17 protein-coding genes and 1 tRNA gene are annotated in these 21,978 nt (G+C 61.6%); 15 read left to right on the forward strand and 3 right to left on the reverse strand.

Annotated elements, in window-relative coordinates:
- Positions 1-10 precede the first annotated feature (10 nt).
- The 6 genes from hflX to J4D52_RS00720 all read left to right on the forward strand — a co-directional run bounded on the left by hflX (position 11) and on the right by J4D52_RS00720 (position 8,370).
- Positions 11-1,312, forward strand: coding sequence for a ribosome rescue GTPase HflX (gene hflX, locus J4D52_RS00695; RefSeq protein WP_025808077.1), 1,302 nt, complete (start codon positions 11-13; stop codon positions 1,310-1,312).
- A 96-nt stretch (positions 1,313-1,408) separates the two neighbouring features.
- A complete protein-coding gene (hflK, locus tag J4D52_RS00700) occupies positions 1,409-2,578 on the forward strand; it encodes an FtsH protease activity modulator HflK (RefSeq protein WP_025808075.1) in 1,170 nt (389 codons plus the stop codon).
- A complete protein-coding gene (hflC, locus tag J4D52_RS00705) occupies positions 2,578-3,447 on the forward strand; it encodes a protease modulator HflC (protein WP_007921367.1) in 870 nt (289 codons plus the stop codon). The genes hflK and hflC overlap by 1 nt, the downstream gene beginning before the upstream one ends.
- A 315-nt stretch (positions 3,448-3,762) precedes the next feature.
- Complete coding sequence (locus tag J4D52_RS00710; protein WP_009046692.1) at positions 3,763-4,950, forward strand: ATP phosphoribosyltransferase regulatory subunit; 1,188 nt, start codon at positions 3,763-3,765, stop codon at positions 4,948-4,950.
- Between the two features lie 54 nt (positions 4,951-5,004).
- Entirely contained in the window at positions 5,005-6,297 is a 1,293-nt protein-coding gene (locus J4D52_RS00715) for an adenylosuccinate synthase (protein ID WP_009041907.1), read from the forward strand.
- Positions 6,298-6,435: 138 nt separating this feature from the next.
- Positions 6,436-8,370: a methyl-accepting chemotaxis protein gene (locus J4D52_RS00720; protein ID WP_063428005.1), complete on the forward strand. Its 1,935-nt coding sequence runs from the start codon at positions 6,436-6,438 to the stop codon at positions 8,368-8,370.
- Positions 8,371-8,433: 63 nt separating this feature from the next.
- On the opposite strand, the gene J4D52_RS00725 is transcribed toward J4D52_RS00720, so the two are convergent.
- The 3 genes from J4D52_RS00725 to J4D52_RS00735 form a co-directional block, all read right to left on the reverse strand.
- Positions 8,434-9,999 (reverse strand): iron ABC transporter permease, encoded by a 1,566-nt coding sequence (locus tag J4D52_RS00725; protein WP_063428007.1) that lies wholly within the window; start codon positions 9,997-9,999, stop codon positions 8,434-8,436.
- Positions 9,999-11,024: an extracellular solute-binding protein gene (locus tag J4D52_RS00730; RefSeq protein ID WP_063428009.1), complete on the reverse strand. Its 1,026-nt coding sequence runs from the start codon at positions 11,022-11,024 to the stop codon at positions 9,999-10,001. Before J4D52_RS00730 ends, J4D52_RS00725 begins: the two co-directional genes overlap by 1 nt.
- Positions 11,025-11,225: 201 nt before the next feature.
- Positions 11,226-11,312, reverse strand: a tRNA-Leu gene (locus tag J4D52_RS00735).
- Between the two features lie 224 nt (positions 11,313-11,536).
- Between J4D52_RS00735 and rnr the strand changes: the two genes are divergently transcribed.
- From rnr to J4D52_RS00780, 9 genes are all read left to right on the forward strand, one after another.
- The gene (rnr, locus tag J4D52_RS00740) at positions 11,537-14,143 is read left to right on the forward strand and encodes a ribonuclease R (protein ID WP_025808070.1); all 2,607 of its coding nucleotides are present in this window, start codon (positions 11,537-11,539) and stop codon (positions 14,141-14,143) included.
- Positions 14,140-14,907, forward strand: coding sequence for a 23S rRNA (guanosine(2251)-2'-O)-methyltransferase RlmB (rlmB, locus tag J4D52_RS00745; protein WP_023970226.1), 768 nt, complete (start codon positions 14,140-14,142; stop codon positions 14,905-14,907). The genes rnr and rlmB overlap by 4 nt, the downstream gene beginning before the upstream one ends.
- 280 nt (positions 14,908-15,187) lie before the next feature.
- The gene (rpsF, locus tag J4D52_RS00750; RefSeq protein ID WP_007921481.1) at positions 15,188-15,613 is read left to right on the forward strand and encodes a 30S ribosomal protein S6; all 426 of its coding nucleotides are present in this window, start codon (positions 15,188-15,190) and stop codon (positions 15,611-15,613) included.
- 28 nt (positions 15,614-15,641) lie between these two features.
- Complete coding sequence (gene rpsR, locus J4D52_RS00755) at positions 15,642-15,872, forward strand: 30S ribosomal protein S18 (protein WP_002551829.1); 231 nt, start codon at positions 15,642-15,644, stop codon at positions 15,870-15,872.
- Positions 15,873-15,908: 36 nt separating this feature from the next.
- Entirely contained in the window at positions 15,909-16,808 is a 900-nt protein-coding gene (locus J4D52_RS00760) for a hypothetical protein (protein WP_025808057.1), read from the forward strand.
- Between the two features lie 21 nt (positions 16,809-16,829).
- A complete protein-coding gene (rplI, locus tag J4D52_RS00765) occupies positions 16,830-17,276 on the forward strand; it encodes a 50S ribosomal protein L9 (protein WP_007921484.1) in 447 nt (148 codons plus the stop codon).
- A 134-nt stretch (positions 17,277-17,410) separates the two neighbouring features.
- Positions 17,411-18,808, forward strand: coding sequence for a replicative DNA helicase (dnaB, locus tag J4D52_RS00770; RefSeq protein ID WP_011058951.1), 1,398 nt, complete (start codon positions 17,411-17,413; stop codon positions 18,806-18,808).
- 192 nt (positions 18,809-19,000) lie between these two features.
- Positions 19,001-21,301: a YgiQ family radical SAM protein gene (locus tag J4D52_RS00775; RefSeq protein ID WP_102675943.1), complete on the forward strand. Its 2,301-nt coding sequence runs from the start codon at positions 19,001-19,003 to the stop codon at positions 21,299-21,301.
- Between the two features lie 111 nt (positions 21,302-21,412).
- A complete protein-coding gene (locus J4D52_RS00780; RefSeq protein ID WP_102675944.1) occupies positions 21,413-21,931 on the forward strand; it encodes a hypothetical protein in 519 nt (172 codons plus the stop codon).
- Positions 21,932-21,978: the final 47 nt, after the last annotated feature.

Consider the following 21,978-nt stretch of genomic DNA (forward strand, 5'->3'; position numbering starts at 1 on the left):
GGAGTCTCCTTTGTTCTTTGAGCGCCACGGTGGTGGTGAACGTGCAATTCTCGTTCACTTGGATGGTCAGGACCCTGAGGCGCGCGAAGATCCGCAGGAGTTTCAGGAGTTGGCAATATCGGCCGGCGCCGAGACCGTCGCGTTTGTTAACGTGCCGCGTCATCGGCCAACCGCCAAGTACCTGGTTGGCAGCGGCAAGGTCGAAGAATTACGCGACCTGGTCAAAGCCGAACAGGTCGACCTGGTGATTTTCAATCACATCCTCACACCCAGTCAGGAACGTAACCTCGAACGCATTTTCGAGTGTCGCGTGATTGACCGCACGGGTCTGATTCTCGACATTTTCGCCCAGCGCGCCCGCACTCACGAAGGCAAGCTCCAGGTAGAACTGGCCCAGCTTGAGTATATGAGTACGCGCCTGGTTCGTGGCTGGACTCACCTTGAGCGGCAGAAAGGCGGTATCGGGCTGCGCGGCCCGGGTGAAACCCAGCTCGAGACCGACCGGCGACTTCTGCGGATTCGCCTGCGGCAGATCAAGGCCCGGCTGGAGAAGGTTCGCAGCCAGCGCGAGCAGGCCCGTCGCGGGCGCAAGCGTGCCGATATCCCCTCGGTCTCGCTGGTGGGCTACACCAACGCCGGCAAATCCACCTTGTTCAACTCCGTGACCGAGTCCGATGTATTCGCGGCCGACCAACTGTTCGCCACCCTCGATCCGACCCTGCGCCGGCTCGAGCTGGACGATCTGGGGCCGATCGTGCTGGCTGACACCGTGGGGTTCATTCGTCACCTGCCGCACAAACTGGTCGAGGCGTTTCGGGCTACGCTCGAAGAGTCGAGCAACTCCGACCTGCTGTTGCATGTGATCGATGCCCATGAGCCCGAGCGCATGGCCCAGATCGAACAGGTCATGGTGGTGCTCGGCGAGATCGGAGCCCAGGACTTGCCGATACTGGAGGTCTATAACAAACTCGATTTGCTCGAGGGGGTAGACCCGCAGATCCAGCGCGATGCCGACGGCAAGCCGCAGCGGGTCTGGTTGTCGGCTCGTGAGGGGCAGGGGCTGGACTTGCTCAAGCAGGCCATTGCCGAGCTACTGGGCGAGGATTTGTTTGTAGGCACCTTGCGCTTGCCGCAGCGTTTTGCTCGACTGCGAGCGCAGTTCTTCGAGTTGGGCGCGGTGCAGAAAGAAGATCACGACGAGGAAGGCGTCAGCCTGCTGGCTGTCCGCTTGCCACGAGTCGAGTTGAATCGACTGGTAAGCCGCGAAGGCATGCAGCCGCTGGAGTTCATCGAGCAACACACTTTGCAATAAAAGCCTGAGAAAGCGGTTGTGCCGCTGTAGCAGGCATTCTGTAGCATTGGTCGGCGCGCCGTGGGTGCGTCTTTGCTTTATCAGATGGAGAGCGCTATGGCTTGGAATGAGCCGGGTGGCAACTCGAATAATCAGGATCCTTGGGGTGGTAAGCGCCGCAACAATGGCGACCGCAAGGGGCCACCGGATCTCGACGAGGCCTTCCGCAAGCTGCAGGAAAGCCTGAATGGGTTGTTCGGTGGTGGTAAGAAACGTGGTGACGATGGTGGCAGTTCCGGTAAGGGCGGCGGTCTCGGCCTACTCGGTATCGGTCTGGCCGTGCTGGCGGCCGTGTGGCTGTACAGCGCGGTGTATGTCGTGGACGAGCAGGAGCAGGCCGTGGTGCTGCGCTTCGGCAAGTACTATGAAACCGTCGGCCCGGGCCTGAACATCTACTTCCCGCCGATCGATCGCAAGTACATGGAAAACGTCACGCGTGAGCGTGCCTATACCAAGCAGGGTCAAATGCTGACTGAAGACGAAAACATCGTCGAAGTGCCGCTGACCGTGCAGTACAAGATCAGCAACCTGCAGGACTTCGTGCTGAACGTCGATCAGCCGGAAATCAGCCTGCAGCACGCCACCGACAGTGCCCTGCGCCACGTAGTGGGTTCCACCGCGATGGATCAGGTGCTGACCGAAGGTCGTGAATTGATGGCCAGCGAGATCAAGGAGCGTCTGCAACGTTTCCTCGATACCTATCGCACCGGTATCACTGTTACTCAGGTGAACGTACAGAGCGCAGCGGCACCGCGTGAAGTGCAGGAAGCCTTCGATGACGTGATCCGCGCCCGTGAAGACGAGCAGCGTTCGCGCAACCAGGCTGAAACCTATGCCAACGGCGTCGTGCCGGAAGCCCGTGGTCAGGCCCAGCGCATCATCGAGGATGCCAACGGTTACCGTGGCGAAGTGGTTTCCCGCGCCAAGGGTGAGGCCGATCGCTTCACCAAGCTGGTGGCCGAGTACCGCAAGGCGCCTGAGGTCACTCGTGAGCGTCTGTACCTGGACACCATGCAGGAAGTCTTCAGCAATACCAGCAAGGTTCTCGTGACCGGCAACAAGAACGGCCAGAGCAATCTGCTGTACCTTCCGCTGGACAAAATGGTCGAGAGTGGCCGCAGCACCAGTGCTCCGGTGACTGGCGCAGCAGCCAGCAGCAACGAAGCGAATGCGCGTGCGGCAGCTGATCTGCAGCAACAGCAAGCGCGTACCAGGGAGAGTCGCTGATGAGCAATAAATCGCTGATCGCCCTTATCGTCGGCGTCGTCGTGGCGATCGCTGCCTGGAACTGCTTCTACATCGTGGCTCAGACCGAGCGCGCGGTGTTGCTGCAGTTCGGTCGTGTGGTCCAGGCTGACGTTCAGCCGGGCCTGCATGTGAAAGTGCCCTATGTGAACCAGGTGCGTAAGTTCGACGCTCGCCTGATGACCCTGGACGCACCGACCCAGCGTTTCCTGACGCTGGAAAAGAAAGCCGTGATGGTCGATGCCTATGCCAAATGGCGCGTGAAGGATGCGGAGCGTTTCTACACCGCGACTTCCGGCCTCAAGCAGATCGCCGACGAGCGTCTTTCCCGTCGTCTGGAGTCGGGCCTGCGTGACCAGTTCGGTAAGCGCACCCTGCACGAAGTGGTGTCCGGTGAGCGTGATGCGCTGATGGCGGATATCACGGCTTCGCTCAACAAGATGGCCGAGAAAGAGCTGGGCATCGAAGTGGTCGATGTCCGGGTCAAGACCATCGACTTGCCGAAGGAAGTGAACCGCAGCGTCTTCGAGCGTATGAGCACCGAGCGTGAGCGTGAAGCTCGCGAACACCGCGCCAAGGGTAACGAGCTGGCTGAAGGTATTCGTGCCGATGCCGATCGTCAGCGCCGCGTACTGCTGGCTGAAGCCTATCGTGAGTCGGAAGAGATTCGCGGTGACGGCGATGCCCAGGCCGCAGCCATCTACTCCAAGGCCTACGGTCAGGACCAGGAGTTCTACGGTTTCTATCGTAGCCTGCGTGCCTATCGTGAAAGCTTCGCGAACAAATCCGACGTCATGGTCCTCGACCCAAGCAGCGACTTTTTCCGTTACCTGGAAAAGGCCAAGCCTTGATGCGACGTTGACCTGAATCGCCCCGCCGGGCGGCTAAAGTGTCTGGCGGGGTGATCCTTTGGGAAAACGAGTGTATGATGCGGCAGCCGGGAAATTCCCGGCTTTTTTGCGTCTGCACGTTTGATTGTGGTTGTTGGTGCAAGACGGCGAGTTGAACGACTCGACAGGTTTTTTCGAGGAAAGTGAGTGGCGAAGCCGGTTTCAGGCTTTTCGCTTCGTCGCCCATGCGCGTGGTTTGCGCATGAGCCGATCATTTTCTGCTTCACTCAAGGCCCGCCCATAGGCTGGCCGCCTGGATCACAGGGGAATGGCGTAATGGCAACGGTAGACCGCTGGCTGCTGCCAGATGGCATCGAAGAAGTACTGCCACCTGAGGCGGCGCGCATTGAAGTTGCGCGTCGTCAGGTGTTGGATCTGTTCCAGAGCTGGGGTTACGAGTTCGTCGTGACCCCTCATATCGAGTACCTGGAATCCTTGCTGACTGGCGCGGGCCAGGACCTCGACCTGCGTACCTTCAAGGTCATCGACCCGCAATCGGGTCGGCAGATGGGGTTCCGCGCCGACATTACGCCGCAGGTGGCCCGCATCGATGCGCATACCCTGCGTCGCGAAGGCCCAAGCCGCCTGTGTTATGCCGGTAGCGTGCTGCATGCGCAGCCACGTGCCTTGTCGTCCTCGCGCAGCCCGATCCAGCTGGGCGCCGAGTTGTACGGCGATGCGAGCCCGAGCAGCGACGTGGAAGTCATCAGCCTGATGCTGGCGATGCTGCAACTGGCCGATGTGCCGGATGTGCACATGGACCTGGGGCATGTCGGTATCTACCGTGGCCTGGCCCGTGCGGCCGGCCTCTCCGGCGAAGTGGAACAGCAACTGTTCGATGCCCTGCAACGCAAGGCCATCGACGAGGTCATTACCTTGACCGAAGGCCTGCCGGCCGATCTGTCCGGCATGCTGCGGGCGCTGGTCGATCTGTGTGGCGGCCGTGAAGTGCTGGCTGCGGCCCGCGAGCGTCTGGCCAATGCGCCGGCGCCGGTGCTGGCGGCCCTGGACGACCTGCTGGCGATTGCCGAGCGTCTTTCCGTGCGTTTCCCTGAATTGCCGCTGTACTTCGACCTGGGCGAGCTGCGCGGTTACCACTACCACACCGGTGTGGTGTTCGCGGTGTTCGTGCCGGGCGTTGGTCAGTCCATTGCCCAGGGCGGTCGTTACGACGATATCGGCGCCGACTTCGGTCGCGCCCGTCCGGCAACCGGCTTCTCTACCGATTTGAAAACCCTGGTGACCCTGGGGCGTGCTGAGATCGAGCTACCGTCTGGCGGTATCTGGATGCCGGACAGTACGGATGCAGCCCTCTGGCAGCAGGTTTGCCAGTTGCGCAGTGAGGGTCAGCGCGTGGTTCAGGCCTTGCCTGGACAACCATTGGCCGCCGCCCGTGAAGCGGACTGCGACCGGCAATTGATTCAGCAGAACGGGCTTTGGCAAGTATTGCCGCTGGCTTCTTGAGTTTTCCCGCCGGCCGTTGCCGGCACCAAGTTTGCGCGAATGAGGACAAGTGTTATGGGTAAGAATGTCGTAGTCCTGGGCACCCAGTGGGGTGATGAGGGCAAAGGCAAGATCGTTGATCTGCTGACCGAACATGCTGCCGCCGTAGTGCGCTACCAAGGTGGCCACAACGCTGGCCACACCCTGGTGATCGACGGCGAAAAAACCGTCTTGCACCTGATCCCTTCGGGTGTGCTGCGCGAAGGCGTTCAGTGCCTGATCGGCAACGGTGTGGTGGTTGCGCCGGACGCCTTGCTGCGTGAGATCGTCAAGCTGGAAGAGAAAGGCGTACCGGTGCGTGAGCGCCTGCGTATCAGCCCATCCTGCCCGCTGATCCTGTCCTACCACGTAGCGCTGGACCAGGCGCGTGAAAAAGCCCGTGGCGAGCAGAAGATCGGTACCACCGGTCGCGGCATCGGCCCGGCTTACGAAGACAAGGTCGCTCGTCGCGGCCTGCGTATCGGCGACCTGTTCCATCGCGAGCGTTTCGCCGCGAAGCTGGGCGAGTTGCTGGACTACCACAACTTCGTACTGGTCAATTACTACAAAGAGCCGGCCATCGACTTCCAGAAGACGCTCGACGAGTGCATGGAATACGCCGAGCTGCTCAAGCCGATGATGCTGGACGTGACCGCCGAGCTGCACCAGCTGCGCCGCGCGGGCAAGGACATCATGTTCGAAGGCGCCCAGGGCTCGCTGCTGGACATCGACCACGGTACCTACCCGTACGTCACCAGCTCCAACACCACTGCCGGCGGCATCGCCACCGGTTCGGGCGTGGGCCCGATGTACCTGGATTACATCCTGGGCATCACCAAGGCTTACACCACTCGCGTGGGTTCGGGTCCGTTCCCGACCGAACTGTTCGACGACGTGGGCGCTTTCCTGGCCAAGCGTGGTCATGAGTTCGGTGCAACCACCGGCCGTGCCCGTCGTTGCGGTTGGTTCGACGCCGTCATCCTGCGTCGCGCCATCGACGTCAACAGCATCTCGGGCCTGTGCCTGACCAAGCTGGACGTACTGGACGGCCTGGAAACCATCAACATCTGCGTGGGCTACAAGAACCAGGATGGTGCAGTCATCGACGCGCCAACCGACGCCGACAGCTACATCGGCCTGGAGCCGGTGTACGAGCAGATGCCAGGCTGGAGCGAGTCGACCCTGGGTGCCAAGACCCTGGAAGAGCTGCCGGCCGCTGCCCGTGCCTACATCAAGCGTATCGAAGAGCTGGTCGGCGCGCCGATCGACATTATTTCGACAGGCCCGGACCGCAACGAGACGATCGTTCTGCGTCACCCGTTTGCTTGATAAGTCGTTGATGTAAAAAACAAAGGCCCCTCTTCAGGGGCCTTTGTCGTTTCTGCCTGCCAGGCGGCACGACCCTTGCTGTGATTTCCCCTTCCAAAGTGCTATCAGTTTGATGGCGTTGAAGTAGAGGGATTTCCTGTGTCGGCCGTTCTCTCACTGTTACAAAGCCGTTTGTTGCGGCCTGTGTTCGTTACCCTTGGTATCGCCCTTTTAGTGCAGGTGCTGGTTGCCGTTGCCCTGACCCGGAGCACGGTGACGGCGCTGGAGGCCGACCTGGCCGCTCGTCTGGGCGTCGATAGCCAGAAGCTGTCCGGCGAGTTGGAGCAGGCGGCTCGCGAAGTCACCTCGAGCCTGGAAAGCCTTTCCAGCAGTACCCGGCAACGATTGACCGTGGGGCTGTCCTCGCGCCTGGAGGAAGAGCAGGTGCAATTGCGGGCGACGCTGGAGAAGGATCTCAAGGATTCGGCCAACGATATGGCCCAACTGCTCGCTTCGGTGGCGCCGAGGGCTATGTGGGACAGCGACGTCCCGACTCTTTCCGAGTTCGCCCGGCGCGCCCAGCGCAATCCCAACGTGCTGTTCGTGGTGTATGACGACGCCAATGGCGAGCACCTGACTCGTTACCTGAACCGGGAAAACCCGATCAACAAGGCGCTGCTGGAAAAGGGCAAGGGCGATCGTGCCCTGGACAAGGTGCTGGACGCAGCCAAGAACGATCCATCGGTCTATTACCTGGAGGCCTCCATCAGTCCTAACGGCGTGGAGATCGGCAAGGTGCTGATGGGGGTCTCCACGGCGTCGGTCGAGGCGGACGTGGCGGCGCTGGACAAGCGTTTCGCAGCCTTGATTGCCAGCAGCGACCAACTGGTCGGCGATAGCCTCAAGGGCGCTTCGGCGGACAGTTCGGCGGCCATGCGTGCGCGTCTGCAGTCGGCGCAGACTACGGCTTCGGACATGCAGGCCAATACTGCCGGTACTGTGCAGGATGCGGCGGCCACCCTGCGCTGGCGCATCGGCATGGGCCTGGCGCTGGTGGGCTGCGGGGTCTTGCTGTTGCTGGCGGTGGTGCTGGGGCGGCGAGTGGTCAGCAAGCTGCATCTACTGATCGCTGCGTTGAACGATCTGGCGGCCGGTGAGGGCGACCTGACCAAACGGGTCCAACTCAACAGCAATGATGAGATTGGCGACATGGCGTCGGCGGTCAACCGCTTTGTGGACAAGTTGCAGCCGATCGTGCGTGAGGCGGGCGATGTGGCGCAGCGCACCGGTGTCGAAATCGGTGCGATGAGCCTGCGTAATGCCGGGGCGGACGCCGCGGCCGAGGCCCAGCGTGACGAGGTGGCGGAGAGCTTGCGGGCGCTGTCGCAGATGGCTGACGAAGCCCAGGCGGAAAGCCAGGCGATGCAGGCAGCCTTGCAGCAGGTGGTGGAGATCCGCCAGGCAACCGACGAAAACACCCGGACCTCGGCCCAGGTGGGCGGTCTGATCGAGGCGCTGGCGGGGCAGGTCGACACCGGGGCCAAGGTTATTGAGCGCCTGGCGCAGCAGAGCGAACAGATCGAGGTGGTGTTGACGGTGATTCATGGCATCGCCGAGCAGACCAACCTGCTGGCCTTGAATGCGGCCATCGAGGCGGCGCGGGCCGGGGAAACCGGGCGCGGCTTTGCGGTGGTGGCCGACGAAGTCAGGGCGCTGGCAAGCAAGACGCAAAGCTCCACCGGGGATATCCAGGCGCATATCGGTGCTCTGCAGCAGGGCGCGCGCGAGGCGGTGGCGGCGATCGGCCAGGCCGGAAGGCAGGCTAGCGAAGGTCTGCTGGTGCTGCGCGACAGTGCACGGTTGCAACAGACGGTGCAGTCGTCGGTGGAGCAGGTGCACGCGGCGATTGGCCTGGCGACCCAGGCGGCGGCCCATCAGGCTCGGGGCGCGCAAGCGGTGCGCGGCCGGGTCGAAACCATCCATGCCCAGGCCGAGCGTGCGGCTCAGGCGGTGGTGGAGACCACGGCCAGTGGCAAGGTGCTGGATGGCCTGGCGGCGCAACTGAAAGCTAGCCTGGGGCAATTCCGGGCTTGAGTTTCCACAAGGCTTGAATGTTTGGGGTGGAGCTCCTACAGAAGGCTTTCTGTAGGAGCGGGCTCAGCGGCTCAGATACATCCGCGTCGTCAGCAGATAGACCGGTAATCCCGATACCAGAATCAACAGCGCCGCATAAGGCGCTGCGGCTGCAAACTCCACATTCGCCGTGTGCGCCCAGACTTCCGTTGCCAGCGTATTCAGCCCGGTCGGGCTGAGTAGCAGGGTGGCCGTCAGTTCTTTCATGGCGTCCAGGAATACCAGGGCGAAGGCGGCCCCCAGTGCCGGGAAAATGATCGGCAGAGTCACCCGGCAGAAGGCCGTGAATGAGGAGGCGCCCAGGGTGCGGGCGGCTTCCTCGAGTTGTGGTGCTGCCTTGTTCAGGGCGGTGCGGATCGGCGCTTGCGCCAGGGGCAGGAACAGCAGGGCGTAGGCGATCAGCAGCAGGGCCGAGGTTTGATACAGCGCCGGCACGTAGTGCAGGGCAAAGAACACCAGCGTCAGGGCGATCACCAGACCTGGCAGGGCGTGCAGCAGGTAAGGCAGGCGTTCGGCCCAGAGTGCCAGGCGGCCCTTGTGGCGCACCACCAGCAGCCCGACCGGTACCGCCAGCGCCAGGCACAACGCCGCGCCACCCAGCGATAGAGCCAGGGAGGAGAGCAAGGCTTCGCTGATGGCGGCCAGCGGAAACGCGGCCGATGAGCCGACGGCCAGCCAGTACGCCAGCATGCCTAGCGGTATGCCGCTGCCGATCAGGGTCAACAGCGCGCAGTACAGTTGCCCGCCAATCGCCCACTTGCCCAGGCGGACCTGCTCGGCATGTCGCGCCGCGCCCTGGCCGGTTCGTACATGGCGGCCTTTGCCGCGAACCCGCAACTCCAGCCACAGCAGGGCCAGGCACAGCGCCAGCAGCACGGCGGAGAGCATCGCTGCGTTGGCATTGCTGAACTCCAGTTCGAACTGCTGATAGATCGCGGTGGTGAAGGTTTGCAGGCCGATGATCGACAGCGCGCCGAACTCCACCAGCATGTGCAGGGCGATCAGCAGCGAACCGGCCAGCAACGACGGCCAGAGCAGGGGCAGGGTCACCCTGAAGAACACGCCCCAGCGATTCTGCCCGAGGGTGCGGGCCGACTCCTCCAGGGAGGGGTCGAGATTGCGCAGGGTGGCTGCGACCGGCAGGAATACCAGCGGGTACTTGGATAGGCTCATGACCAGGATGGCCCCGCCCAGGCCTTCGAAGCTGGCGCTGAGGGAGACCCAGGTAAAGCTGCTGACGAAGGCTGGTACGGCAAAGGGCAGGCACAGGATCACACCCCAGAGGCGCCGCCCCGGCAAGTCGCTGCGCTCCAGCAGCCAGGCCAGGGACAGGCCGACGATGGCGCAGGTAACGGTCACGCCGATGAGCAGCAACAGGGTGTTGCGCAGCAGGCCGAATACATAGGGGCGCCACAGCAGGTGCAGGGCTTCGGCCCAGCCGGCCTGCCAGGCCTTGAGCCCGACATAGAACAATGGCAGCAGGCTGAGCCCAACCAGCAGCAGGACCGGTAGTAGCAGCCAGATCGATGGTCCCTTGCGCCTCGGTATGTAGTTCGTGCGCGAGGCGGGGGCGGGCAGCGATGCGCTCATCAGTTCAGGCCGACTTCGCGTTCCAGTTCCAGGGCTTCTTCGGCGTTGCCAAGGTCAGCCGGGGTGACTTTCGGCGCTTGCAGCTCACTGAACGGCTTAAGGCCGCGATCCGACTCCAGGCCTTTGCGCAGCGGGTATTCGGCGGTGGTCTGGGTGATCACGCGCTGGCCTTCTTCGCTGGCCATATAGGCGAGGAATTGCTGAGCTTCTTTTGGGTGTTTGCTGGACTTGAGTACTGCGGCGCTGGATACGGTGATCAGCCCGCCGGCATCGCCGCCGGTGAAATAGTGCAGCTTCGAGTCCAGCTGGCCTTTTTCGCGTTGCAGGGCGAACCAGTAATAGTTGTTCACCAGCACGGTGGCGACTTCGCCGTTTTCCACGGCCTTCAATGCCACCATGTTATTGCTGTAGGTCTTGCCGAAGGCGCGCAGGCCGGTCAGCCATTCCTCGGCGGCGTCCATCCCGTGCAGCTTGATGATTGCCACGGCCTGTTCCTGGAATGCGCCGCTGGTGGGGACGAAACCCACTTTGCCTTGCCATTGGGGTTGGGAGAATTCCATCACCGATGTGGGCAGGTCCTTTTCGTCGATCAGCTTCGGGTTGAACGCCACCACGCGGACGCGGGCGGTGATGCCGATCCAGGTGCCGTTGCCGGCGACGTAATCCTTGGGCAGGACTTCGAGGGTCGCGGCATCGGTCTTGGCCAGCAAACCTTGCTCGCCGAGTTTGTTCAGGGGCGGCGATTCTTCGGTGTAGATCACATCGGCGGGGGAGCGCTCGCCTTCTTCCACGATCTGGCTGGCGAGCTGGTTGCTGCTGCCTTTGCGCACATTGACATGAATGCCGGTCTTGGCTTCGAAAGCCTTGGCGATGGCGTCGCCGACTTCCTTGTGCTGGCCGTTGTAGAGAGTCAGGGAGGCCGGATCGGCTGCTTGAGTGAGTGGAGATGCCAGGGTCAGGCCCAGCAAAGTGATGGTCAAGCCACGCAGAAGGGATGTTGGAAGGGCGGTGTTTCTAAACATCATTCGCAGGGTTCCTCACTGTGGTGCCGCAAAAACTTGTAACAATCATAAACGATATTGTTTCTCATGTGCGGCTTGACGGGCTGGGTAGCTCTGAGGAGGGGGGGCTTTGGCGGGGGAAATGATTGTTATGGGCCAGAAACGCAAAAACCCGCTTTCGCGGGTTTTTGTGAGGCTTCACAGCTATGCTGTGAAACTTGAATGTGGTGCCCAGAAGAAGACTCGAACTTCCACGGCCTTGCGGCCACCAGCACCTGAAGCTGGCGTGTCTACCAATTTCACCATCTGGGCAGTATCGGCAACGTCTCCGTCGTCGATGGCGCGCACTATACGGACCACCTTTTGAGCTGTAAACCCCTGATCTTGAAAATATTGAAAAAAATTCACCGACGGCTTTTACAGGATGGTTCTGAAGCCTTGAAAGGACTTTTCGGAGCCTGTCTTAGCCTGAAATTTCCCGTTTCAATACGCGTATGCCAAACTAACCCGCATATAGACAAGGTGAAATTTATCTAATGGCCGATTGGCAGTCCCTCGATCCCGAGGCCGCTCGTGAAGCGGAAAAATATGAAAACCCTATCCCTAGCCGCGAACTGATCCTTCAGCACCTTGCTGATCGGGGTTCGCCTGCTAACCGCGAACAGTTGGTCGAAGAGTTTGGTCTGACCACGGAAGACCAGATCGAAGCCCTGCGTCGCCGCCTGCGCGCCATGGAGCGCGATGCTCAACTGATCTACACCCGTCGCGGCACCTATGCGCCAGTGGACAAGCTCGACCTGATTCTCGGCCGCATCAGCGGTCACCGTGACGGCTTCGGCTTCCTGGTTCCCGATGACGGCAGCGACGACCTGTTCATGAGCCCGGCGCAGATGCGCCTGGTGTTCGATGGCGACCGTGCGCTGGCCCGGGTTTCCGGTCTGGATCGCCGTGGTCGCCGTGAAGGCATGATCGTCGAGGTGGTGTCCCGTGCTCACGAGAGCATCGTCGGCCGTTACTTCGAAGAGGGCGGCATTGGTTTTGTGGTGGCGGACAATCCGAAGATCCAGCAGGAAGTGCTGGTGACCCCGGGCCGCAATGCCGGCGCCAAGATTGGCCAGTTCGTCGAGGTGAAGATCACCCACTGGCCGACTCCGCGCTTCCAGCCACAAGGCGACGTGGTCGAGGTCGTGGGCAACTACATGGCCCCGGGCATGGAAATCGATGTTGCCTTGCGCACCTACGATATTCCTCATGTCTGGCCTGAGGCAGTGCTGAAGGAAGCCGGCAAGCTCAAGCCGGAAGTCGAAGAGAAGGACAAAGAGAAGCGCATCGATCTGCGCGATCTGCCGTTCGTCACCATCGATGGCGAAGACGCTCGCGACTTCGACGATGCGGTTTACTGCGAAGCCAAGCCTGGCAAGCTGCGCCTGTTCGGCGGTGGCTGGAAGCTGTACGTGGCGATTGCCGACGTTTCCAGTTACGTGAAGATCGGTTCGGCGCTGGATGCCGAGGCTCAAGTGCGCGGCAACTCGGTGTACTTCCCCGAACGCGTGGTGCCGATGCTGCCGGAGCAACTGTCCAACGGCCTGTGCTCGCTGAACCCGAAAGTCGATCGTCTGGCCATGGTGTGCGAGATGACCATCTCCAAATCCGGCGAGATGACCGACTACCAGTTCTACGAAGCGGTGATCCACTCCAAGGCGCGCCTGACCTACAACAAGGTCAGCACCATCCTTGAGCAGCCGAAAACCAGCGAAGCCAAGCAGTTGCGTGGCGAGTACGCCGATGTCGTGCCGCACCTCAAGCAGCTTTATGCGCTGTACAAGGTGCTGCTCGGTGCCCGCCATACCCGTGGCGCCATCGACTTCGAGACTCAGGAAACCCGGATCATCTTCGGTTCCGAGCGCAAGATCGCCGAAATTCGCCCGACTACTCGCAACGATGCGCACAAGCTGATCGAGGAATGCATGCTGGCGGCCAACGTGGCCACCGCCGAATTCCTCAAGAAACACGAAATCCCTGCGCTCTACCGCGTCCACGACGGCCCGCCGCCAGAGCGCCTGGAAAAACTGCGCGCCTTCCTCGGCGAGCTTGGCCTGTCCCTGCATAAAAGCAAGGACGGCCCGACGCCGAAGGACTACCAGGCATTGCTGGAAAACATCAAGGATCGTCCGGATTTCCACCTGATCCAGACCGTGATGCTGCGTTCGTTGAGCCAGGCGGTGTACAGCGCTGACAATCAGGGCCACTTCGGCCTGAACTACGAAGCCTATACCCACTTCACCTCGCCGATTCGCCGTTACCCGGACCTGCTGACGCACCGGGCGATTCGCAGTGTCATCCATTCCAAGCAGAACACCCCTCACGTGCGTCGTGCCGGTGCGATGACCATTCCGAAGGCGCGCATCTATCCGTATGACGAGGCGGTTCTCGAGCAGCTTGGCGAGCAGTGCTCGATGAGCGAGCGGCGTGCCGACGAAGCGACCCGCGACGTGGTGAACTGGCTCAAGTGCGAGTACATGAAGGACCGCGTGGGCGAATCGTTCCCAGGCGTGATCACCGCGGTGACCGGTTTTGGCCTGTTCGTCGAACTGACCGATATCTATGTCGAAGGTCTGGTGCATGTCACGGCGCTGCCGGGCGACTACTACCACTTCGATCCTGTGCATCACCGCCTGGCGGGCGAGCGCACCGGCCGCAGCTTCCGCCTGGGTGACAGCGTGGAAGTGCGGGTCATGCGCGTCGACCTGGATGAGCGCAAGATCGACTTCGAGATGGCGGAAAAAACCATCAGCGCGCCGATCGGTCGCAAAAAACGCGGCGCCGTCGATGTGCCTCCAGCCAAGACTGCTGCCGAGCCTGCTCCAGCCAAGACCGGCCGTCGTGGCCCGGCCAAGGAAAAGCCGGTCGAGGCCTACCGCTCCAGCGATGCCGCGGCGAAAAACGCCGAAGTGCGCAAGAGCCGTGAAATGAAGCAGGCGTTGCTGGCCGAAGCCAAAAGCGGCGGTAAAGCGGCGTCTGGGGGAAAGTCCGGAAAGCCGGCGTCCAGCAAGCCGAGCAAACATCGTAAAGGCCCGCCGAAAGCGGGCGCAGGTCCTGCGGCGAAAAGCGGCGGGGCGCGTAAACCCAAGGCCAAGTCATGAGTCAGTTGGAAAAGATCTACGGCGTGCACGCTGTAGAAGCATTGCTGCGTCACCACCCCAAGCGCGTCAAGCAGATCTGGCTGGCCGAAGGCCGCAGCGATCCGCGCGTACAGGTGCTGGTGGACCTGGCCGGGCAGAATCGCGTGGCGGTCGGTCAGGCCGAGCGTCGCGAAATGGACGCCTGGGTCGAAGGCGTTCACCAGGGCGTCGTGGCTGAAGTGAGCCCAAGCCAGGTCTGGGGCGAGGCGATGCTCGATGAGTTGCTCGACCGTACCGAAGGTGCGCCGCTGCTTCTCGTGCTGGACGGTGTGACCGACCCGCACAACCTCGGTGCCTGCCTGCGTACCGCCGATGCGGCTGGCGCGCTGGCGGTGCTGGTGCCGAAAGACAAATCGGCGACCCTGACCCCGACCGTGCGTAAAGTGGCGTGCGGTGCCGCGGAAGTGATTCCGCTGGTGGCCGTGACCAACCTCGCGCGCACCCTGGAAAAGCTCCAGCAGCGCGGCCTGTGGGTCGTCGGCACGGCTGGCGAAGCCGAGCAGGAACTGTATGACCAGGACCTGACCGGGCCGACCATCCTGATCATGGGCGCCGAAGGCAAGGGTATGCGTCGCCTTACCCGTGAGCATTGCGACTTCCTGGTGCGCCTGCCGATGGCCGGTAGCGTCAGCAGTCTCAACGTTTCGGTGGCTACCGGCGTGTGCCTGTTCGAGGCCACGCGCCAGCGTGCGGCCAAGGCCAAGAGCGCAGCCAAGAAGGCCTGAGTTTCCTCCCTCTATGCAGGTGCGAGCTTGCTCGCGATAGCGGCCCGACTGAGGTGCCGTAATCGTGAGCAGGCCCGTCCGGCAGGTTTGGCGTGCCCTGGCGCCAAATTGTTCAAATAATCACCAATTGCCTTGCGCCGCTGTTGCCCCTTCTCTACAATTGCGCCCCTTGCCGTTGCGGCAGGCGCATATGTGCCTATCTCTGGCAAGACACACAAGTGTCATTCACTCCTTGTCTGACCGCTTTTGAGCGGCAGGCTACAACCCGTAAGGAGCATTCATGCGTCATTACGAAATCATCTTTCTGGTCCACCCTGACCAGAGCGAGCAAGTCGGCGGCATGGTTGAGCGTTACACCAAGCTGATCGAAGAAGACGGCGGCAAAATCCACCGTCTGGAAGACTGGGGCCGTCGTCAACTGGCCTACGCAATCAACAATGTTCACAAGGCTCACTACGTGATGCTGAACGTTGAGTGCACCGGTAAAGCCCTGGCTGAGCTGGAAGACAACTTCCGTTACAACGATGCTGTGATCCGTAACCTGGTCATCCGTCGCGAAGAAGCCATCACTGGCCAATCCGAGATGCTCAAGGCTGAAGAGAACCGCAGTGAGCGCCGTGAGCGTCGTGACCGTCCTGAGCATTCTGACAGCGCCGATGGCGATGACAGCGATAACAGCGACGCCAGCGATAACGCTGACGAGTAATCCACGGACCTTTTGAGGAGCCAATTACATGGCACGTTTCTTCCGTCGTCGTAAATTCTGCCGCTTCACCGCTGAAGACGTGAAAGAGATCGATTACAAAGATCTCAACACTCTGAAAGCCTACGTATCCGAGACCGGCAAAATCGTTCCAAGCCGTATCACCGGTACCAAAGCTCGTTATCAGCGTCAGCTGGCCACCGCTATCAAGCGCGCCCGCTTCCTGGCCCTGCTGGCCTACACCGACAGCCACGGCCGCTGAGACCGGGCAGTCGACAAGTAGTAAGGGATTGAATGCATGCGCGCCTTAGCTGAGTTCATCATGCGCGGCCGTATGCAGGCCACTCTGGTAGTGGCCGGATGTGCGGCATTGCCGTTGTTGTATTGGTTGGGTGCTGCTGCGGGAAGCCTGGTGCTCCTGCGGCGCGGTTTGAGCGACGCCCTTGGTGTCCTCGCCCTGGGATTGCTGCCGGCATTGTTCTGGTGGCTGTATTCCGGCGATCCACGCGCACTCATGGTGCTGCTGGGGTCTTCGGGCCTTGCGTTGATTTTGCGCGCAAGCGAATCCTGGAACCGTGTGCTGCTGGTCAGCATAGCGCTGGGCCTGGTGTTTGCTGGAGTGTTGGGTGTGGCTTACCGCCCCCAGATCGAGATGCTCTCGCAGGAGTTGGTAAAAATCCTGCCGTTGGCCCTCGGTGATCTCTACCAGCAACTATCGGTTGAAGAGCGGGCTCGTCTCGCCTCACTGATTGCACCGGTCCTGACCGGCCTGATAGCGGCCTTGTTGCAGGTCGTCAGTGTGCTGAGCCTGATTGTCGGGCGCTACTGGCAGGCGTTGTTGTACAACCCGGGTGGTTTTGGGCGCGAGTTTCGCGCTATCAAGCTCCCGCTGGGACTGGCGATGTTGCTGCTGGCCTGCATGCTGCTGGGACCGAATCTCGGTCCACAGATGGCGATGCTGACGCCGTTGTGCAGCGTACCGCTGGTGTTCGCCGGGCTGGCCCTGATTCATGGGCTGGTGGCGCAAGGGCGACTGGCCAGGTTCTGGCTGGTGGGGTTGTACGTAACGCTGTTGCTGTTTATGCAGCTGATCTATCCGTTGCTCGTGGTGTTGGCCATAGTCGACAGCCTGATTGATTTTCGCGGTCGTTCGGCGCCGAAAGACGCTGATAACGGCTCTGCGAACGGTGAAGGTTAAAAGTTAAGAGGTTATTACCAAATGGAACTGATCCTGCTGGAAAAAATCGCCAACCTGGGCAACCTGGGCGATAAGGTAAACGTTAAGGCTGGTTACGGCCGTAACTACCTGCTGCCTTTCGGCAAAGCCACCGCTGCTACCGCTGCCAACCTGGCTGCGTTCGAAGCGCGTCGTGCCGAGCTGGAAAAACTGGCTGCAGAGAAAAAGGCTTCTGCCGAAACTCGCGCTGCCCAACTGGCTGAGCTGGAAGTGACTATCACTGCCACCGCTGGTGACGAAGGCAAGCTGTTCGGTTCGATCGGCACCCACGACATCGCTGATGCACTGACCGCCTCCGGCGTTGAAGTGGCAAAAAGCGAAGTTCGTCTGCCGAACGGCACCATCCGCAACGTAGGTGAATTCGACGTAGCCGTGCACCTGCACGCCGAAGTTGAAGCCACCGTACGCGTTGTCGTGGTAGCAGCTTAAGCAGTACTTGTCGGCTAGCACCCTCGGGAGCTAGCCGGTAACATCGGGCACGATCCTGTTTACAGGTCGTGCCCTTTGTCTTTCTGTACCCTCAGTTTTTCAAACCCCTGCTTTTCCTAAAAAACCAAGTGGCCATGAACGATATCTCCGCTCCCGAGCAATACGATCTGCAAACCGCTGCCCTGAAGGTGCCGCCACATTCCATCGAGGCCGAACAGGCCGTGCTCGGTGGTCTGATGCTGGACAACAACGCCTGGGAGCGGGTGCTCGATCAAGTCTCCGACGGCGATTTCTATCGGCATGACCACCGTTTGATCTTCCGTGCGATCGCCAAGCTGGCCGATCAGAACATGCCGATCGACGTCGTGACCCTGTCCGAGCAGTTGGACAAGGAAGGCCAGACGTCCCAGGTCGGCGGCCTGGGTTATCTGGGCGAGCTGGCGAAGAACACGCCGTCGGTGGCCAACATCAAGGCCTATGCGCAGATCGTTCGCCAGCGCGCCACCCTGCGCCAGCTGATCGGCATCAGCACCGAGATCGCTGACAGCGCCTTCAACCCCGAAGGCCGCACCGCCGAAGAGATCCTCGACGAAGCCGAACGGCAGATCTTCCAGATCGCCGAAGCCCGTCCGAAGACCGGCGGCCCGGTAGGCGTCAACGAGTTGCTGACCAAGGCCATCGACCGCATCGACACCCTGTTCAACACCGACAACGCCATCACCGGCCTGTCCACCGGCTACACCGACCTCGACGAGAAGACCAGCGGCCTGCAGCCAGCCGACTTGATCATCGTCGCCGGCCGTCCGTCCATGGGTAAGACCACCTTTGCCATGAACCTGGTGGAAAACGCCGTATTGCGCAGCGACAAGGCGGTGCTGGTGTACTCCCTCGAGATGCCAGGCGAATCGCTGATCATGCGTATGCTGTCGTCCCTCGGCCGTATCGACCAGACCAAGGTGCGTTCCGGTCAGCTGGAAGACGACGACTGGCCGCGCCTGACCTCGGCGGTCAACCTGCTCAACGACCGCAAGCTGTTCATCGACGACACCGCCGGTATCAGCCCCTCGGAAATGCGCGCGCGGACTCGCCGCCTGGTGCGCGAGCACGGCGACATCGCGATGATCATGATCGACTACCTGCAGCTGATGCAGATCCCGGGTTCCAGCGGTGACAACCGGACCAACGAGATTTCCGAGATCTCCCGTTCCCTCAAGGCCCTGGCCAAGGAATTCAACTGCCCGGTGGTGGCCCTGTCCCAGCTCAACCGCTCCCTCGAGCAGCGTCCGAACAAGCGCCCGGTGAACTCCGACTTGCGGGAATCCGGAGCGATCGAGCAGGACGCCGACGTCATCATGTTCGTGTACCGGGACGAGGTGTATCACCCCGAGACCGAGCATAAAGGCATTGCCGAGATCATCATCGGCAAGCAGCGGAACGGCCCGATCGGCTTTATCCGCCTGGCGTTCATCGGCAAGTACACCCGCTTCGAGAACCTCGCGCCGGGCAGCTACAACTTCGACGACGACGAGTAAGTCCCAGCCTCTCGATCGCAGGCAAGCCTCCAAGGTCATCGTGTTCCTGGGAGCGAGGCTTGCCCGCGATAAACGCCCCACCGATTTCCGACCATGGTCGTCGGAATTGGTCATTTTTTGTGCTATATTCCGCGCCCGCGAATTTCTCTGTAAATAAACGCGCCCTTATCTACACCTATACCGGTCATCGACATGCAAGCAGCCAAGCCGTTATTTGACTATCCCAAGTACTGGGCCGAATGTTTCGGACCGGCACCGTTCCTGCCGATGAGCAGGGCGGAGATGGATCAGCTCGGCTGGGATTCCTGCGACATCATCATCGTCACCGGTGATGCCTACGTCGATCACCCGTCGTTCGGCATGGCGATCATCGGCCGGCTGCTGGAGTCCCAGGGCTTCCGCGTCGGGATCATTGCCCAGCCGAACTGGCAGTCCAAAGACGACTTCATGCAGCTCGGCGAGCCGAACCTGTTCTTCGGCGTCGCGGCCGGCAACATGGACTCGATGATCAACCGCTACACCGCGGACAAGAAAATCCGTTCCGACGACGCCTACACCCCGGGTGGCCTGGCGGGCAAGCGTCCGGACCGCGCCAGCCTGGTCTACAGCCAGCGCTGCAAGGAAGCCTACAAGCACGTGCCGATCGTCCTGGGCGGCATCGAAGCCTCCCTGCGCCGCATCGCCCACTACGACTACTGGCAGGACCGGGTGCGCAACTCGATCCTGATCGACGCCAGCGCCGACATCCTGCTCTACGGCAACGCCGAGCGGGCGATTGTCGAAGTCGCCCAGCGCCTGTCCTACGGGCACAAGATCGAAGACATCACCGACGTGCGCGGCACCGCCTTCATTCGCCGTGACACGCCCCAGGGCTGGTACGAAGTCGACTCCACGCGTATCGACCGTCCGGGCAAGATCGACAAGATCATCAACCCCTACGTCAACACCCAGGACACCCAGGCCTGCGCCATCGAGCAAGAGAAGGGGCCGGTTGAAGATCCCCAGGAAGCCAAGGTCGTGCAGATCCTGGCCAGCCCGAAGATGACCCGGGACAAGACCGTGATCCGCCTGCCGTCGATGGAAAAGGTGCGTAACGATCCGGTGCTCTACGCCCACGCCAACCGCGTGCTGCACCTGGAAACCAACCCGGGCAACGCCCGTGCGCTGGTGCAGAAGCATGGCGAGATCGATGTCTGGTTCAACCCGCCACCCATCCCGATGACCACTGAAGAGATGGACTACGTGTTCGGCATGCCGTATCAGCGCATCCCGCACCCGGCGTACGGCAAGGAGAAGATCCCGGCCTACGACATGATCCGTTTCTCGGTGAACATCATGCGTGGCTGCTTTGGCGGCTGCACCTTCTGCTCGATCACCGAGCACGAAGGGCGGATCATCCAGAACCGTTCCGAAGAATCGATCATTCGCGAGATCGAAGAGATTCGTGACAAGGTTCCAGGCTTTACCGGGGTCATCTCCGACCTCGGCGGCCCGACCGCGAACATGTACCGCATCGCCTGCAAGAGCCCGGAAATCGAATCCGCGTGCCGCAAGCCGTCCTGCGTGTTCCCTGGCATCTGCCCGAACCTGAACACCGATCACTCGTCGCTGATCCAGCTGTATCGCAGCGCCCGCGCCTTGCCGGGGGTGAAGAAGATCCTGATCGCTTCCGGCCTGCGCTACGACCTCGCGGTCGAGTCGCCGGAATACGTCAAGGAGCTGGTGACCCACCACGTCGGTGGCTACCTGAAGATCGCCCCGGAACATACCGAGGAAGGTCCGCTCAACCAGATGATGAAACCGGGTATCGGTACCTACGACCGGTTCAAGCGGATGTTCGAGAAGTACTCCAAGGAAGCAGGCAAGGAGCAGTACCTGATTCCTTACTTCATCGCCGCGCACCCGGGCACCACCGACGAAGACATGATGAACCTGGCCCTGTGGCTCAAGGGCAACGGTTTCCGCGCCGACCAGGTGCAGGCCTTCTACCCGTCGCCGATGGCCACCGCCACCGCCATGTACCACTCGGGCAAGAACCCGCTGCGCAAGGTCACCTACAAGAGTGACGGGGTGACCATCGTCAAGAGCGAGGAGCAGCGTCGCCTGCACAAGGCGTTCCTGCGTTACCACGATCCGAAAGGCTGGCCGATGCTGCGTGAAGCACTGACCCGCATGGGCCGCGCCGACCTGATCGGGCCGGGCAAGCACCAGTTGATTCCGTTGCATCAGCCGGCTACCGACAGCTACCAGAGCGCCCGTCGCAAGAACTCGACACCGGCTGGCAGCCACAAAGTGGCCAAGGAAACCACCCGGATCCTCACCCAGCACACCGGCCTGCCACCGCGTGGCAGCGACGGCGGCAACCCGTGGGACAAGCGCGAACAGGCCAAGGCCGCCGCGATGGCCCGCAACAAGCAGGCCGCCAAGGAACGCACGGATGCGGCCAAGGGCAAAGGCAAGAAGCCGACCCGCAAACCGGTCGTGCCCCGCTAAGGCAGCTGCTGTACAGACACAACGCCAACCCCAGGGTTGGCGTTGTGCATTTCGCGATTCGGGTTTGTTAAGGTGCGCCCCAGGATTGGCATCGACTCAAGGAAGAGCAGCGTGTTACGTCGCAGGAAAACCCCGCAACAACAGCAGATCGAAGACAAGCTGCTGCTTCTCAAGACCGCCGAATGGCTCGCCTGGCAGCCCTATGTGCGGCGCTTCGGGGTGATTCACATCGCGGTGATGATGACGACGGTCTTCAGCCTCTCGCTGACCGCCGCGCAGGTGCCCCATCTGTATTTCCCCCGGGACTTCCAGGTCGCCAACTACGCCCTGATGGCGATGCTGGGCGTTGGCCTGCTGATGAGCCTGTGTTTCCTGCTGGTGATCCGCGGTTACCCGCGCGGGGCCTGGGCCTTGTTCGGCGCGCTGGTGTTCTGCCTGGCGTGTGCGGTGCTGGTCCTGCTGGATTCCCGCCAGCGACTCTTTCCGGCCTTTGTCCTGTGCATCCCCCTGACCGGGCTGTACCTGATGAGCACCCGGCGCTACCAGCGCGGGCTCAAGGTGCTGCAAGTGGCGGCGCGCAAACGCCGGCGCCTGCGGCAACTGGAGGCCGGCCTGAAGCGGGTGCGCTGACCACCGGCTGCATCCTGTCGCCACATTTATGTGCAACCCTGCGCACG

Source organism: Pseudomonas sp. GW460-12-10-14-TSB1, from assembly GCF_017349775.1.
Classification (GTDB): domain Bacteria; phylum Pseudomonadota; class Gammaproteobacteria; order Pseudomonadales; family Pseudomonadaceae; genus Aquipseudomonas; species Aquipseudomonas piscium.